The following is a 14471-nucleotide window of genomic DNA, read 5'->3' on the forward strand; positions in this document are numbered from 1 at the left end:
TGACCAAAGTTACTTAATTCTGCACAAATTAATGCACATGCGGTACATCAATTCCTAAAAAATATGCCGTAATAATACCAATGGCAATCATGGATAGTTTCGCTAAATTAAACTTATGATTTTCACTGCTTTCAAAAATAATCGTCGAGGAAATGTGAAACAAAATCCCGATCACCACTGCTGTAATTTGGGCATGAAAAGGTTGTAAAAACGTAGCGTAGGATGCCGTTAAAGTTCCTAATGGTGTCATTAAAGCAAAAACAATCATGAATAAAAATATGGTGGTTTTTGTTAATTTGGTATTCAAGAAAAACGACGTCAAAATAATGGCAATGGGTAAGTGATGTATCGCAATTCCCAAAGCCAAATCCGGATGATTGCTTACTGGAAAACCTTCTAAATAGGCATGAATGCAAAGACTTATAAAAAGCAACCAAGGTGTTTTTTCAAAAGTATCATGACTGTGAACGTGACCGTGTTCGGCACCTTTTGAGAAAAATTCCAAAACAATTTGGAACAAAATTCCACACATGATGAAAATGCCAACAGATCCTTCTTGATGCGCACTTTCTGCACTGTGGTACACTTCAGGAAGCAAGTGCATTACAGTTAGCGACAATAAAAACGAACCGCTAAAAGCCATCAATAGCTTTAAACTCGTTTTCTTTTTTGGCATGATAAAAAACGCAATTCCGTAGCCAATTAATACGGATAGTAAGGGAAGTATGTAATTCATTTATTCTGTAAAAATAATACTTAAAACGTAGTCCAATATTAGATTGAAAGATTTATAATCCTCTTAAATCTAGGTTCTTTCTTCTATTCTTTGAGGTCTTTCTTTTATTTAAAAAGCATAATTAATCGTTCACTCTGATTTTTAAAGAATTTCTTGAGTTTATAATCGCCAAAAGTATCCAACAAATAAATACCAGCTTCTTCCATCATTTGCTCAAAATCCTCTAAGGTTAAAGCTCTTACTTTTTCTGTAAAATGGTAGGCTTCTCCTTTATCTGTAAAGTTAATTTCTTTTAAAATATAACCATCCACCACACTTCTTTTGATATGAAAATCAATTCCGTCTACGGTTTTTAACTCAGATTCTACTAAATTATCGATTACGGTATACACATTCATAAAATCAATTACTGCAAAACCATATTCCGTTAAACTGTCGTGAATCGATTTTAAAGTTTTGAAATTGTCTTCGTCATTTTCAAAATAACCAAAGCTGGTAAATAAATTTAAAATGGCATCGTACTTTTCAGTGCAAGGTTGACGCATATCATGAACGGCAAAATGCAACTTATCATTTTCAGACTTCTTTGCTTCTGCAATACTATTTTCAGAAAGGTCAGCTCCAGTTACATCAAAGCCCATTTCGTTTAAATAAATCGAATGTCGGCCTTTTCCACAAGCTAAATCTAAAATTTTAGCCTCTTCGGGCAAATTTAGGTAATGTACGATGTTGTCCATAAAAATTTGGGCTTCTTTATCATCGCGGTCTTTGTACAAAATGTGGTAATAAGGCGTATCAAACCAAGAAGTGAACCAACTTTCGGAGTTAGAACTTGCTTTTTGGGTATCGGAAAGGGGTAATTTAGACATTTATCGATTTCAATTAATTCAAGTCTGCAAATTTAGTCTATTTTTGCAGAATATAATTAAAACAGTTTCCCTTTTGGGCAATTTGAGTATGGAAAATTTTAAAATGGTAGCCAAAACTTTTTTTGGCTTTGAAGATATATTAGCAAAAGAACTTCTACAATTGGGAGCTCAAGATGTAGAACAAGGTGTTCGGGTGGTGACATTCAAGGGAGATAAAGGTTTTATGTATAAAGCCAACCTTTCCTTAAGAACTGCACTAAAAATTTTGAAACCTATTTATTTCTTCCGTGCCACCAACGAAGAAACTTTGTATAAAGGTATTCAAGGTGTAAACTGGAGCAAGTATATCAATGCAAATCAGACTTTTGTAATTGATGCAACCGTGCATTCAGATCGTTTCAATCACACTGAATTTGTGGCGCAGAAATGTAAAGATGCAATTGTAGATCAATTTAGAACGCGATTTGGACAACGTCCAAGCATTGATAAGCAATATCCGGATTTACGAATCAATATTCACATTGATAAAGAACAAGTTTCAGTTGCTTTAGATACTTCTGGTAATTCTTTGCACCAAAGAGGATATAGAACGGCTACGAATATTGCTCCAATTAATGAAGTTTTAGCAGCAGGAATGTTGTTGCTTTCAGGATGGGACGGTAAAAGTGATTTCATTGATCCGATGTGTGGTTCTGGAACTGTTCTAGCAGAAGCGGCAATGATTGCTTGTAATATTCCCGCAAACATCAACCGAAAGGAATTTGGTTTTGAAAAATGGAACGATTGGGATAACGATTTATTTGATCAAATTGTAGATTCACAATTAAAAAGAGTGCGCGAATTTCATTACACGATTACCGGTTATGATAAAGCACCTTCGGCCGTGATGAAAGCGATTGACAATATTAAAAATGCAAATTTAGATGAGTATGTAAAAATCTCCGAACGCAACTTTTTTGATACCGAAAAAGAAACCAAAGGACCACTTCATATGGTATTCAATCCACCCTATGGCGAACGATTGGATATTGAAATGGAACGTTTTTACAGAGAAATTGGCGATACTTTCAAACAAAATTATCCCGGAACAGACGCGTGGTTCATCACAGCAAATTTGGAAGCATTGAAATTTGTAGGATTAAAACCGTCTCGAAAAATAAAATTATTTAACGGAAGTTTAGAAGCACGATTGGTAAAATACGAGATTTATGAAGGAAGTAAACGTACCAAATTTGCTTCGCAAGTGCGCCATGAAGGCTCGGATCAACAAATAGAAGAATAATAAATTAAAGAAACATCATGAATTTAAAAGTAAAAGCATTCATCTTACAGTTAATTAGTTTTGCGACTTTGTTTATTATTGTCCGTTTTGTTTTGGCAAGTTATACCAACTTGGAAGGCATGTGGATTTCGGTAACTGCCTTTGTCATTGGTACAATTGCCGCGCCTCAATTTCAGTCGGTTAAATCAAAAGACGGCGATAAATTATTTATGAAATGGATTTTCATGAAGGATGTAAAGGAGATAAAGTAAGTTGTCAGTTGTTAGTTGCTCAATATTGCATTAAATTTTGATAGAAATATCAATATCAAATGGGACGTGGTGAAGTTCAAAAAATATACCAACAAGGATGTAAAGACAGATTACTATTTTTTACCATAATCTAAAAATCTAGTGGTAAAAGTATATTCAATTAATTAAAAACGATTTAAAACTGATAACGGTCAACTGACAACTGATAACTATTTTGCAACAGCAATCTTCTTCTTGTACACAGGTATAAAGTACGTCACTGTATAGTTAAATCCCACTCCAAAATCGCCATCATAGGTTCTGTTGAATCCAGGAATATACAAGTTGTCAAATTCTCCCGGAGTTTGGTTGCTTACCAATCTATTGGCACGCACCGAAAATCCCACAAAGAAATTATCAAAAACACGTGTTTTAACACCTGCAACTACTTCAATCCATTGAGCAGATAAGCCGCCGTAGTTTTTGCCCAGTTGCGTATCTGGAACAGCTCCAAAGTACGGATTTGGGTTGTAGATTTCGTAGCTGTTTAATTGCTGGCTGAAGGAGCTTACGCCGTAACGCAATCCAATGCTAATGATGTTTTCTAAATCAAGCCAGTTTTCGTGTGCATTATAATCAAAACCGACTTTAAAATAAGTTCCCTTTGTGGTGAAATTTACCTGATCATCATCAGTGGTTTTGTTTTCATTTCCCAATTCTCCTGCTAAAAAGTATTTTTTCGTCAAGCGATAATCAGCAACAAGTTCTAAACCTTGATAATCGCTGTCGTATAAAGTACGAGCGATTTTTGATAAATCAGCTCCCACACGAATACCGTAGCGTTCGACTTTTGGCGGAACAATTATAGTGTCGCTTTCTTGTGCTTGTATCGAAATACCGCACAAAATCAAAAGTAAACTAGAAATAAATTTTAACATGTGTTTCGTTTTCATCGTTGATTTCTGATTGTATTAATTCGATTTTTCGGATCCATTCTCCATCAATTGCTGCAGGATTATTATTTAAAATAAGAGGCTGTTGCATTGGATTTCCAAACAAATTAAACAGTGCTTTAAAACCACATGCTCTTGAAATATATACATCCGATGTAGTATAATTGATTTCCAATTCATCAGTTCTGTCATTGCTACTATCTGCATCTTCTGCGTTCAAAATTAGTTTGAACTTGGTTGAGGTTTCATTTACACGTAAGGGCAAATAAACTACAGTGTCGTTCCACGTGATTAAACCTGATTCGCTCAGTAGTGGATTGTCTACATCCAAACCATCACCAATAACCTTTAAATTGGTAACATTTCGCGTTAGCGAGACATTGTTGATGTCATAGAATTGCACCACCAATCGCGGAGTTGTTGGAGTAGAAGGATCGCAAATATCGTCCTTTTCGCAACCAGCAAAAGCAAAACAGGCGAACAATAAGGTGGCAATTATTTTTTTCATTTCGAGATAATGGTTTGATCGCATTAAAATGACTTTCCTTGAAAAGAAAAGTCATTTTTAATTTCAGTATTTATTTTCTTCTTTCCAAAAGGACTACGTTTTCCACATGGTGCGTTTGCGGAAACATATCCACAGGACGAACGCGTGTTACGCTGTATTTCTCATCCATTAGTGCCAAATCACGGGCTTGAGTTGCCGAATTACAACTTACATACACTACTTTTTCAGGAGCGATTTTCATAATTTGTTCAATAACATCTTTATGCATTCCATCGCGTGGTGGATCCGTGATAATTACGTCTGGCTTTCCGTGTTGCGCAATAAAAGCTTCGTTAAAGACAACTTTCATATCGCCTACGAAAAAGTCGCAATTGGTAATTTCATTTCGTTTTGCATTTTCTTTTGCATCGGCAATTGCTTCAGGAACAGCTTCAACACCAATAACTTTTTTCGCTTGACGCGAAACAAATTGGGCAATCGTTCCTGTTCCAGTATATAAATCGTAAACAATTTCTTCTCCAGTTAATCCAGCAAAATCGCGTGTAATTTTATACAATTCATACGCTTGTTCTGAATTGGTTTGGTAAAATGATTTTGCATTAATACTAAAATGCAAGCCTTCCATTTCTTCCAAAATATAGTCACGGCCTTTGTACAAATGTACTTTTTGGTCGTAAATGGTATCATTTGGCTTGCCGTTAATTACATATTGTAACGAAGTAATCTCTGGAAAACGATCTGCAATAAAGTTCAATAAAAGTTCCCGATTCTCTTTCTGTTCTTCAAAAAACTGAATCAAAACCATAGTTTCGCCAGTTGAAGCCGTTCGAATCATTAAGGTTCTTAAAAAGCCTTCGTGGTTTCTAGGATTGAAAAAAGCTAACTTATTTTCGATAGCAAAAGCACGAATCTCATTCCTGATCGCATTAGAGGGATCTTGCTGCAAATGACATTTTTCAATATTTAAAATTTTGTCCCACATTTTTTGAATATGGAAACCCAGTGCATCTTTGTTTTCAAATATTTCGTCGCTGTTCAATTCTTCTTCCGTCATCCAGCGCGCGTTTGAAAAACCAAATTCCATTTTGTTTCGGTAGAAAAACTGTTCCTTGGAGCCTAAAATAGGTTCAAATTCAGGAATTTCTATTTTTCCAATGCGTTGCAAATGATTTTTAACTTCATTTTGTTTGTAATACAACTGCTGATCGTATTTCATGTTTTGCCACTTGCAACCGCCACAAACGCCAAAATGTTGGCATACAGGTTCAGTTCTGTGCTCTGAAAATTCATGAAAACGAACGGCTTTTCCTTCATAATACGCTTTACGCTTTTTGAAAGTTTGCACATCCACAACATCTCCCGGAACTACATTGGGAATAAAAACCACTTTGCCATCAGGCGCTTTGGCTACAGAAACACCCTTGGCGCCTGCATCTAAAACCTTAATGTGGTTGAAAACAATTTTATTGGTAATTTTTCTAGACATGGGGCAAAAATAAGTTTTTATTAGATTTTAAATTCAAAAATCAAGATAATTTATAAAAATGAAATTTAATTGAACCTACTTTACAGTATTTATCCGATTTTTGCGTAGTTTTCAAAAAAAAAAGTAATTAAAAGCACAAGGGCATGAAACTCTATACGCGTCTATCTAAAATCAATTTCTTAAAAAACCGCTATGCTGCAAAGTTTTTCTTTGTCGCTGTATTTGGACTACTAATTCCAATTGTAGTTTTGCTCTACTTTGTGATTTATTTAAAACGTCATTTAGCACCATTGGATCTATTTCTCGTTGCTTTACTTATTGTTTTGCTTATTGCAGTGGTACTGTTTTTTCTGTTTAAAGCCTTGTTTTTGCCTGTAATAAAAGGAGCTTCGGCTTTGGTAGAATATGAAACGACTCTAAAAATGCCTGCTTTACCTGCTGATTTTACGGACGAGCCTGGAATTATTCTTAAAAACATACAATCTTTGGTTCAAACCAATCAGCGGTTACTTGCCGACAAAAAAGAATTGTGTGATGTATTGACTACCGACTTGCGCGATCAAACCTTGAATACGGAACATCTTTTAGAAACAATCAACAAGACGACTACCAATGGTGAGGTGAAAAATTTGTCAGTTTTGGCAATGCAATCGGTTCAGCAGCAAATTAATTTTGTAAATACGTACGTTGAAATTTTGGCACAAGAAGAAATCATCAATAAGCAACCGATTAAAGTTCGGAAGGTAAACGTTCAAGAACTGCTTGAGGAAGTAAAATTGAAACGTAAGGCTGCTTTGGAAGAAAAAAATATTCAGCTGACTTTTAGTTTGAAATACGTTAGGATACGACTAAAAGTAAGTAATACTTTGTTTTTACAAGCTTTAGGCTATTTGGTTGACAATGCAATAAAACATGCACCTGAAAATTCTAAAATTGAAATTACTACGGAGAAACACCGCGGTAGGTTGGTATTGCAAATTAGAGATTACGGTATTGGATTTAATGCACGTCAAGCGGAAAAGATTTTTAGTAAATTTCAAACAGTAGAAGCCGAAGAAGCATACAGTCCGATAACGGGCGTGTATCTTGCGGGTCAAATTATTGATCGTTTTGGTGGAAGTATCGTTGCAGAAAGTGATGGATTAAATCAAGGAGCAAAATTTATTATAGAACTTAAATTGCAACGCTAGATTTTAAAACTTGACAGTAAGTTATTTAAAATTGTTTTAAGCGGTTTTACGGCTTATCAATTTGTTAAAAGCTTTCTTTAGCCATTTATATAGTGTATATTGCGGGTCAATTTAGAAAGACATGCATCATTATTTTTATGCTACTTTAAACGCGCTTGCATTTGGACAATTAATATCTTTGTCTCATCTGCATGACGACTCCTTCTTAAAAAGTTCTAAAGAGTTTATAAAGTAAGCCCTGTCACACCCAAGACAGGGAAATCTTCCGATTCCTTTATATATTTAAAATCATCAACTGCTTTCAATAGCCTTTTTTATAGCGCTCCATTCTAAACAAAATGTTGTAGAACAGAACACTTTGGGTATTTGTTAAAAAAGCTTTAGAACAGTGATACAACAGAACAAAAAATGATACAAGAAGCACAACAAGAAATTTTATTGACTACCGGAATTTATGATTTGATTAAAGATCACGTAAGACGCAAGAAAGCTACGCCAGAAGAGGAAGAAGTGCTTTTAAAGCAACTTAAAAAAGCAAAGCAAGTGACTCGGAAAAACCTTCCTATGGATGTGGTAACCGTTGATGCAGAAGTGACGATTAAGGACACGCTTACTAATGAAGAAGAAATTTACACCTTTGTAGCACCGGATAAAGCCAAAAGACGCAATAATACAGAGTCTATTTTGAGTACAATGGGTCTGGCACTTGTGGGATGCAAAATTGGCGATGTAATCCATTGGAATTTCAATAACCAAGAGAAACAAATGGAAATTATAGCGGTAGAACGATTGGCATAATTAACTGTTTTCAATAGTAAAAAAGTCGGTAGTTTATTCGTAAACTACTGACTTTTTTGCGTAGAATCCACTTATTATGTCCAACGTAAAGCCGCGGAATGGTGCTAATTTTTGTTTTTATTGAGTTGACTGCTACCTAATAAAATAATTTGAAATCGTTTTAAAAGTTCTCTAAAATGTTTCCTATACATCAGGTTTCTCATTAAAGTCTAGAACGAGAATTTCTAAATTTTAGCCATGATTATTTGTAACAAAACACGTTTTTTAATTCATGAGAGTTCCCGTCATTTAGTAGCTCATCGCCAACAATATTCGGGTGAACTGATGACTAAAAGGGTATTGAAAATCATGTAAAAAACACAATACATTAATGCGGTTTTTCATTGTCCAATGCGTTTCAAAGCGTGCTAGATATTTTAACATGTTAAATATATGATTTATTTTTTACTGTAGAATAGCTCTCGTTTTTTTTTAAAATCATTCTGATTGTTTACATTTTAACCGGAAGGCCTTTTCTTTCCCTTGTTAAACTTCCCCCAAACCATTTCATTAAAAATCTATAAAAGTTTAACTTTGAGATAATTCAAAAAAAAACTGTTATGAAAAGAAATGCAACCGCCGTTTGGAAAGGCACATTAAAAGAAGGAAATGGAGTATTAACTACGGATAGTAAGGTTTTGGACAATTCGCAATATTCGTTTAAAACACGTTTTGAAAATGGTATTGGAACCAATCCAGAAGAATTAATTGCAGCGGCTCATTCAGGCTGTTTTACGATGCAATTGTCAGCATACTTAACCGAAGCTGGTTTTGAAATTGACACACTTGAAACCGAATGTGCTGTTGATTTTCAAGATAAAAGTGTGGTAGGATCGCATTTGATGGTCAAAGGTAAAGTAAAGGATATTTCTGCAGAAGATTTTCAAAAGTGGGTGACAAAAGCAGAGGAAACGTGTCCGATTTCTAGATTGTTAGATACAAAAATTACTTCGGAAGCTACTTTATTATAGTTAAGCTTCTCAATAGATAAAATCGCATTGTGTTAAAAGACATGATGCGATTTTTTAAATATATAGAATCGACATTAATTCGTTTAAATTTTGCTAAATTTGGCACAAATAAGGATGATTTCTCTCCCAAAAGCAGGAATAAAAGCATATTAAGAAAAAATTACACTACAATGGCAGTTTTGGACAAACGCACTTCGCAAGAAATTATCAATTTAGAAAACAAGTATGGCGCTCACAATTACCATCCACTTCCAGTGGTTTTGAGTAAAGGAGATGGAGTTTACGTTTGGGATGTAGAAGGAAAAAAGTACTACGATTTCCTTTCTGCGTATTCTGCCGTAAATCAAGGACATTGCCATCCAAAAATTGTTGGAGCAATGACCAAGCAAGCCGAAACATTGACGCTTACTTCTCGTGCTTTCTTTAACGATCAACTAGGTCCTTACGAAGAGTATTTAACCAGTTATTTTGGTTTTGACAAAGTGTTGCCAATGAATACGGGTGCTGAAGCTGTGGAAACCGCCTTGAAAATTTGCCGTAAATGGGCTTATGAAGTAAAAGGTATTCCAGAAAACCAAGCATTAATAATTGTGGCAGACGGAAATTTCCACGGAAGAACGACTACGATTATTTCATTTTCAAACGATACCAATGCACGAAAAAACTTTGGTCCGTACACGGATGGTTTTATTTCAATTCCTTATGATAATATTGAAGCGCTAGAAGAAGTTTTAAAAAATAATTCTAATGTTGCAGGATTCTTAGTAGAACCTATTCAAGGAGAAGCAGGCGTTTATACGCCCGCTAACGACTATATGATGAAAGTGAAAAACTTGTGTAACCAACACAATGTGTTGTTTATGGCAGATGAAATTCAAACAGGTATTGCAAGAACCGGATCGCTTCTAGCGGTTTGTGGAGATTGTAATTGTCAGAATGCTTGTGAGCGTCAAGAAACGTATGCAAGACCTGATATGTTGATTTTAGGGAAAGCCATTTCTGGAGGTGTGTATCCCGTTTCGGCAGTTTTAGCTGATGATGCAATTATGAATGTGATTAAACCAGGTCAACACGGTTCAACATTTGGTGGAAATCCTGTTGCAGCAGCGGTTGCAATTGCAGCATTGGATGTAGTGAACGACGAGAATTTAGCACAAAACGCAAGAAAATTAGGTAAAATGTTCCGTGAAAAGATGCAAGATTTTATCAGTACTTCTACCATTGCCACTTTAGTGCGTGGAAAAGGTTTACTAAATGCTGTAGTGATTAACGATACAGAAGACAGCGATACCGCCTGGAATATTTGTATGCGCTTGAGAGATAACGGCCTTTTGGCTAAACCCACTCACGGAAACATCATTAGATTTGCTCCACCTTTAGTAATGAATGAAGAGCAATTATTGGATTGCACCCGAATTATTATTGATACGTTGAAAGAGTTTGAGAAATAGAAAGCGTTGAGAACTGTGACTTAATTCTAAATAAACTAAAATGTTTGTTTCATCTTAGGTTTAGATGCATAAAAATAGAAAATCCGCTTTACAATTTGTAAAGCGGATTTTTTGATAAATATAAAATCTATACAAGATTACAATCCTTGCATTTCATTCAATCGTTCTTGCAATAAAACAGGGTCATTCATAACAGCCCAGCCAAAGATAGCGATGAAGGCAACTAAAGTAATAATTCCAATAATGTTCAGAACTAAACCAATTATTGCTAAAATCCGTCCTGTTTTTAAATTACTGTAATTATCATACATCTCTGAATTTAGAGCGTACAATGCCATATCTTTCTTAGCCATCACTAATGCAATGATACTAAAAATAATTCCAACGAAGTAAAAGCAGCAACCTAGAATTGACAGAATTCCGAGTACCAAGACAGCGGTTGCATTAGGTAATTTTTGTTGTTCCATAAGTAATAAAAATTTGGTTTAAATTTGATTAATAATTGATTAATTTGTAAAAGTAGGCAATAATCATGATAGCTGCGTTTAAAATAGCAATCGGAATGATAAATTTTGTATAATTCCGACTCTTGTCTACAAAATGCAAACCGATTAAAATAAACAAAGGGATTGTGGTATAAATTGCCGGAAACATAGTAAACGCCTGTGAAAAATCGCCTTGAGCTACCATTACTGTAGCACGCTGCATGCCACAACCCGGACAATCCAGGCCAAACAACTTTTTACTCACGCACGGAATCATAAGGTCTTCGACTTCCAAAATTCTTTGTTTACTGCAATTTTACAAAATATTTGTAAACTTTTGTTTTATTAGGAGATATTATTTTAAAGTTAATTACTTTTGAAGCCTAAATATCCGTTCACAATTGGTTTCTTGTTAAAATCAAACGGAGTTTAAAGCACTATTTGTCATGAAAAAGTTTTTAATTCCCGCGGTTGTTATTGCAGCTATTGTTTTACTTTATGAACAAAGTCAAGAGGTTCCAAATGTTTACATTAGTGCTGCATCCATTGCTGTATTTATGTATTTATTGTACAAATTGAATGCAAGAATTCCGCACAAAAATAACGATTCAAATAACTCAAATAACTCAAATGATGTTCAGTAAAGGAGATAAAGTTACCGTTTTGGATGATGCTATGGACGGAATTGTGGTTGCTACAAATGGCGATCAAATTACGGTGTTAACTACCGATGGATTTGAAATTAAGTTTGCTCCTAAAGAATTATTAAAAATCAGTGGCGACGAAATGAAGATGGGATTGGGAACCACGCCTGTTTCACTAATCTTACAAGAAAAGGAAATTCCTAAACCGCGCTCCTTTGTAAAAGAGAAAAAATCCAAGAAAGAAATTCCTGTTCCAGAGTTCGATTTGCACATCGAAAAATTGGTCAAAAACTTCAGGGGAATGAACAATTACGATATTTTGACGCTACAAACGGAAACGGCTCAACGCCATATCGAATTTGCCATACGAAACCGAATTCCTAAAATTGTATTTATTCACGGTGTAGGTGAAGGAGTTTTGAAAGCCGAACTGGATTTTTTATTAGGTCGTTACGATCAAGTTTCTTTTAAAGACGGTAATTATCAAAAGTACGGTTCAGGTGCTACAGAAGTTTATTTTAAGCAGAATGTTTAAAACAGTACTAAAATAGAAAAAGCCATTAAGAAATTTTATATTCTTAATGGCTTTTTTATTGGAATTCAGCGATGTTTAATTCATAGTTTCAAATTCTCCAAAGATATATTCAGCACCCATATCCACTTTTAAACTTCCTTTTGCTAATCTAATGTTCTTTAAAACAATGGTATGTTTAAAGCCATTAGTGGAAGGTAATGAGGTTACTTCAATAATCCCGCTTTGATCGGCTATACCATTTTCTGCGGTAAAAAGTTCTTCAATTGCTGGAGTAGTTGGGGTTGGAATCGTACAGAAATACGCATCGGTTAACGATGAGGATGTAGCATTGAAAATAACGCGAGTCAATTTGTTATCTGCTGAAATAAGTCGCACTTTAGGACCTGCTGCTCCAGAGAAAAGAAAAGAGGCATCAGCGTCATTTAAGTCCAGAATAAGTGCTTGTTTGTCTAAATATTTAAATAGAAATGAAGTGTCATTTGCACACGATTTCAATCCTGTTAAACCTGAAAAAGGGGTAAATGCTTCAGCATCCGTTTGGTAAGTAACCTGTGTAAATGCCTCATTAATTTGTGTGCCTTCATCGCCCAACTCAAAAACTAAATTTTTAAAAGTCAGCGTGTGCAGGTAACCTGTTATTTGTGTGGCGCCATTGGCATCTGCCGCGCTTTTAAGTGCCGTGGTAGTAATGGTAATAGTTCCATCAGTGGCTTCACGTTCTTGAGTAACAATAGGACTAGATACTGGAACTGTGGAGCACATCGTGTTTGATGTAACATCGCCTGAATATTCTCTATAAAGCAAGCGAACTTCAGCACTACTTATCGCTAATGTAAGTGGAGCTGAAGGTTGATCTGCAGTAATTTTATTTTCAAAACTCTTTTCTGGTAATTGAATAATTAGCGCGCGCTGGTCCTGAATTTTATAAATGAAAAAGTCAGATGTCCCGGTTGCACATGCTTGAGCATCACTTGTATCGAAATCAAATGAAACTTGGGTCAAATCGCCGTCATCACAACTTGAAAATAATACAGTTATAAAAAGGAGAGCAAAAAAATTTTTCATTGGGCTTTTTTATTTGAAGCAAAAATAGGCAAAAAAACCACAACTAAGAATCTGCGAAGTCTAAAGCGTTGTTAAACCTAAAATTTATAACTTTGCAACATGGAAAAAATATATTTGGACAATGCGGCAACTACGGCTTTGCGTCCGGAAGTCATTGCTGAAATGGTTTCTGTTTTACAAAATGATTTCGGAAATCCATCTTCTTCTCACAGTTTCGGTCGAAGTTCCAAAAGTAAATTAGAGCTTGCGCGAAAAACCATTGCGCAACTCCTAAACGTGTCTGCTCAAGAAATTATTTTTACTTCAGGTGCGACAGAAGCCAACAATTGGATTTTGAAAAATGCAGTCGAAAATCTGAATGTAAAGCGAATCATTACTTCAAAAATAGAACACCACGCCGTTTTACATGCGGTAGAACATTTGCAAAGGCAACACCAAATTCAAGTTGATTTTTTAAAAATTAAGGCAGACGGAAGTATTGATATCAATCATTTAATGGAATTGTTGAGTCAAGATATCTCCACAATGGTTTCCTTGATGCATGTCAATAATGAAATTGGAACCGTATTAGATTTGGCTGAAATTGCTTTAATTTGTAAACAACATTCGGTGTATTTTCATTCTGATGCGGTGCAATCTGTAGGAAAAATGAAACTGGATTTGCAAGAAGTAACTGTTGATTTTCTCGTGGCAACAGCTCATAAATTTCATGGACCAAAAGGAATAGGTTTTGCATTTATCCGAAAAGGAACCGCAATACATCCCATTTTCCATGGTGGCGAACAAGAAAAAGGAAGCCGACCTGGAACGGAATCATTACACAATATTGTAGGAATGGCAAAAGCCATGCAGTTGTCCTACCAAAATTTAGATTCGGATCGGAATCAAATTCAGGAATTGAAAAAATATACGGTAGCACAATTTGAAAAACATTTTCCAGAAGTACAATTCAACGGTAATAGTGAAAAAACATTTTATACGATTCTAAATGTTCAGTTGCCACTTGACGCTTCAAAAAGCAGCATGTTACTTTTTACTTTGGATATGAAGGGAATTGCAGTTTCCCGTGGAAGTGCTTGTCAATCCGGAAGTGCACGACCGTCTCATGTTTTAGCTGAATTTTTAAATCAGGAAGCACTTTTAAAGCCGTCAATTCGGATTTCGTTCAGTCATCTTTCCACCCAGAAAGAAGTGGATCGTTTAATAGAAGCTTTGCTTGCTGTATAATT

17 protein-coding genes are annotated in these 14471 nt (G+C 35.2%); 9 read left to right on the forward strand and 8 right to left on the reverse strand.

Annotated features, from left to right (window positions below; genetic code table 11):
- Positions 1–28: 28 nt before the first annotated feature.
- Complete coding sequence (locus H602_RS0109845; protein WP_026977840.1) at positions 29–736, reverse strand: ZIP family metal transporter; 708 nt, start codon at positions 734–736, stop codon at positions 29–31.
- A gap of 104 nt (positions 737–840) precedes the next feature.
- Positions 841–1605: an SAM-dependent methyltransferase gene (locus H602_RS0109850; protein WP_026977841.1), complete on the reverse strand. Its 765-nt coding sequence runs from the start codon at positions 1603–1605 to the stop codon at positions 841–843.
- An 88-nt stretch (positions 1606–1693) separates the two neighbouring features.
- Between H602_RS0109850 and H602_RS18645 the strand changes: the two genes are divergently transcribed.
- Together H602_RS18645 and H602_RS0109860 are read left to right on the forward strand one after the other, a co-directional pair.
- Positions 1694–2887 carry a THUMP domain-containing class I SAM-dependent RNA methyltransferase gene (locus H602_RS18645; RefSeq protein WP_051224420.1) on the forward strand — a complete coding sequence of 398 codons (1194 nt, stop codon included), beginning with the start codon at positions 1694–1696 and terminating at the stop codon, positions 2885–2887.
- A gap of 17 nt (positions 2888–2904) precedes the next feature.
- Positions 2905–3138, forward strand: a complete 234-nt coding sequence (locus H602_RS0109860) for a hypothetical protein (RefSeq protein WP_026977842.1) — start codon at positions 2905–2907, stop codon at positions 3136–3138.
- 209 nt (positions 3139–3347) lie between these two features.
- Here H602_RS0109860 and H602_RS0109865 read toward each other — a convergent pair whose 3' ends face one another.
- The 3 genes from H602_RS0109865 to rlmD form a co-directional block, all read right to left on the reverse strand.
- Positions 3348–4055, reverse strand: a complete 708-nt coding sequence (locus H602_RS0109865) for a DUF6048 family protein (RefSeq protein WP_026977843.1) — start codon at positions 4053–4055, stop codon at positions 3348–3350.
- Positions 4036–4578: a DUF6452 family protein gene (locus H602_RS0109870; RefSeq protein WP_026977844.1), complete on the reverse strand. Its 543-nt coding sequence runs from the start codon at positions 4576–4578 to the stop codon at positions 4036–4038. Before H602_RS0109870 ends, H602_RS0109865 begins: the two co-directional genes overlap by 20 nt.
- A gap of 70 nt (positions 4579–4648) precedes the next feature.
- Positions 4649–6064, reverse strand: a complete 1416-nt coding sequence (rlmD, locus tag H602_RS0109875) for a 23S rRNA (uracil(1939)-C(5))-methyltransferase RlmD (protein ID WP_026977845.1) — start codon at positions 6062–6064, stop codon at positions 4649–4651.
- 143 nt (positions 6065–6207) lie between these two features.
- On the opposite strand from rlmD, the gene H602_RS0109880 reads away from it, so the two are divergent.
- From H602_RS0109880 to rocD, 4 genes are all read left to right on the forward strand, one after another.
- Positions 6208–7254, forward strand: coding sequence for an ATP-binding protein (locus H602_RS0109880; RefSeq protein WP_026977846.1), 1047 nt, complete (start codon positions 6208–6210; stop codon positions 7252–7254).
- A gap of 408 nt (positions 7255–7662) precedes the next feature.
- A complete protein-coding gene (locus H602_RS0109885) occupies positions 7663–8052 on the forward strand; it encodes a GreA/GreB family elongation factor (RefSeq protein WP_026977847.1) in 390 nt (129 codons plus the stop codon).
- Between the two features lie 599 nt (positions 8053–8651).
- On the forward strand, positions 8652–9062 hold the full coding sequence (locus H602_RS0109890) for an OsmC family peroxiredoxin (protein WP_026977848.1): 411 nt from the start codon (positions 8652–8654) through the stop codon (positions 9060–9062).
- 170 nt (positions 9063–9232) lie between these two features.
- A complete protein-coding gene (gene rocD / locus H602_RS0109895) occupies positions 9233–10513 on the forward strand; it encodes an ornithine--oxo-acid transaminase (RefSeq protein WP_026977849.1) in 1281 nt (426 codons plus the stop codon).
- Between the two features lie 137 nt (positions 10514–10650).
- Here rocD and H602_RS0109900 read toward each other — a convergent pair whose 3' ends face one another.
- Together H602_RS0109900 and H602_RS0109905 are read right to left on the reverse strand one after the other, a co-directional pair.
- The gene (locus tag H602_RS0109900) at positions 10651–10980 is read right to left on the reverse strand and encodes a CCC motif membrane protein (RefSeq protein ID WP_026977850.1); all 330 of its coding nucleotides are present in this window, start codon (positions 10978–10980) and stop codon (positions 10651–10653) included.
- A 28-nt stretch (positions 10981–11008) separates the two neighbouring features.
- Positions 11009–11293: a DUF2752 domain-containing protein gene (locus tag H602_RS0109905; RefSeq protein WP_026977851.1), complete on the reverse strand. Its 285-nt coding sequence runs from the start codon at positions 11291–11293 to the stop codon at positions 11009–11011.
- Between the two features lie 151 nt (positions 11294–11444).
- Between H602_RS0109905 and H602_RS18650 the strand changes: the two genes are divergently transcribed.
- Together H602_RS18650 and H602_RS0109915 are read left to right on the forward strand one after the other, a co-directional pair.
- Positions 11445–11642: a hypothetical protein gene (locus tag H602_RS18650; RefSeq protein WP_035759410.1), complete on the forward strand. Its 198-nt coding sequence runs from the start codon at positions 11445–11447 to the stop codon at positions 11640–11642.
- The gene (locus H602_RS0109915) at positions 11632–12177 is read left to right on the forward strand and encodes a Smr/MutS family protein (RefSeq protein WP_026977852.1); all 546 of its coding nucleotides are present in this window, start codon (positions 11632–11634) and stop codon (positions 12175–12177) included. The genes H602_RS18650 and H602_RS0109915 overlap by 11 nt, the downstream gene beginning before the upstream one ends.
- 75 nt (positions 12178–12252) lie before the next feature.
- On the opposite strand, the gene H602_RS0109920 is transcribed toward H602_RS0109915, so the two are convergent.
- On the reverse strand, positions 12253–13242 hold the full coding sequence (locus H602_RS0109920; RefSeq protein ID WP_026977853.1) for a hypothetical protein: 990 nt from the start codon (positions 13240–13242) through the stop codon (positions 12253–12255).
- 99 nt (positions 13243–13341) lie between these two features.
- On the opposite strand from H602_RS0109920, the gene H602_RS0109925 reads away from it, so the two are divergent.
- Entirely contained in the window at positions 13342–14469 is a 1128-nt protein-coding gene (locus H602_RS0109925; protein WP_026977854.1) for a cysteine desulfurase family protein, read from the forward strand.
- The last annotated feature ends 2 nt before the right edge of the window (positions 14470–14471 follow it).

This window comes from Flavobacterium tegetincola DSM 22377 (assembly GCF_000425485.1).
Taxonomy (GTDB): Bacteria; Bacteroidota; Bacteroidia; order Flavobacteriales; family Flavobacteriaceae; genus Flavobacterium; species Flavobacterium tegetincola.

What these genes read in the sequence shown, in the direction of transcription:
- H602_RS0109845 (WP_026977840.1), bottom strand. Translation starts at nt 736, where the DNA reads ATGAATTACATACTTCCCTTACTATCCGTATTAATTGGCTACGGAATT.
- H602_RS0109900 (WP_026977850.1), bottom strand. Translation starts at nt 10,980, where the DNA reads ATGGAACAACAAAAATTACCTAATGCAACCGCTGTCTTGGTACTCGGA.
- H602_RS0109915 (WP_026977852.1), top strand. Translation starts at nt 11,632, where the DNA reads ATGTTCAGTAAAGGAGATAAAGTTACCGTTTTGGATGATGCTATGGAC.
- H602_RS0109880 (WP_026977846.1), top strand. Translation starts at nt 6,208, where the DNA reads ATGAAACTCTATACGCGTCTATCTAAAATCAATTTCTTAAAAAACCGC.
- H602_RS0109850 (WP_026977841.1), bottom strand. Translation starts at nt 1,605, where the DNA reads ATGTCTAAATTACCCCTTTCCGATACCCAAAAAGCAAGTTCTAACTCC.
- H602_RS18650 (WP_035759410.1), top strand. Translation starts at nt 11,445, where the DNA reads ATGAAAAAGTTTTTAATTCCCGCGGTTGTTATTGCAGCTATTGTTTTA.
- rocD (WP_026977849.1), top strand. Translation starts at nt 9,233, where the DNA reads ATGGCAGTTTTGGACAAACGCACTTCGCAAGAAATTATCAATTTAGAA.
- H602_RS0109890 (WP_026977848.1), top strand. Translation starts at nt 8,652, where the DNA reads ATGAAAAGAAATGCAACCGCCGTTTGGAAAGGCACATTAAAAGAAGGA.
- H602_RS18645 (WP_051224420.1), top strand. Translation starts at nt 1,694, where the DNA reads ATGGAAAATTTTAAAATGGTAGCCAAAACTTTTTTTGGCTTTGAAGAT.
- H602_RS0109860 (WP_026977842.1), top strand. Translation starts at nt 2,905, where the DNA reads ATGAATTTAAAAGTAAAAGCATTCATCTTACAGTTAATTAGTTTTGCG.
- H602_RS0109885 (WP_026977847.1), top strand. Translation starts at nt 7,663, where the DNA reads ATGATACAAGAAGCACAACAAGAAATTTTATTGACTACCGGAATTTAT.
- rlmD (WP_026977845.1), bottom strand. Translation starts at nt 6,064, where the DNA reads ATGTCTAGAAAAATTACCAATAAAATTGTTTTCAACCACATTAAGGTT.
- H602_RS0109925 (WP_026977854.1), top strand. Translation starts at nt 13,342, where the DNA reads ATGGAAAAAATATATTTGGACAATGCGGCAACTACGGCTTTGCGTCCG.
- H602_RS0109865 (WP_026977843.1), bottom strand. Translation starts at nt 4,055, where the DNA reads ATGTTAAAATTTATTTCTAGTTTACTTTTGATTTTGTGCGGTATTTCG.
- H602_RS0109870 (WP_026977844.1), bottom strand. Translation starts at nt 4,578, where the DNA reads ATGAAAAAAATAATTGCCACCTTATTGTTCGCCTGTTTTGCTTTTGCT.
- H602_RS0109920 (WP_026977853.1), bottom strand. Translation starts at nt 13,242, where the DNA reads ATGAAAAATTTTTTTGCTCTCCTTTTTATAACTGTATTATTTTCAAGT.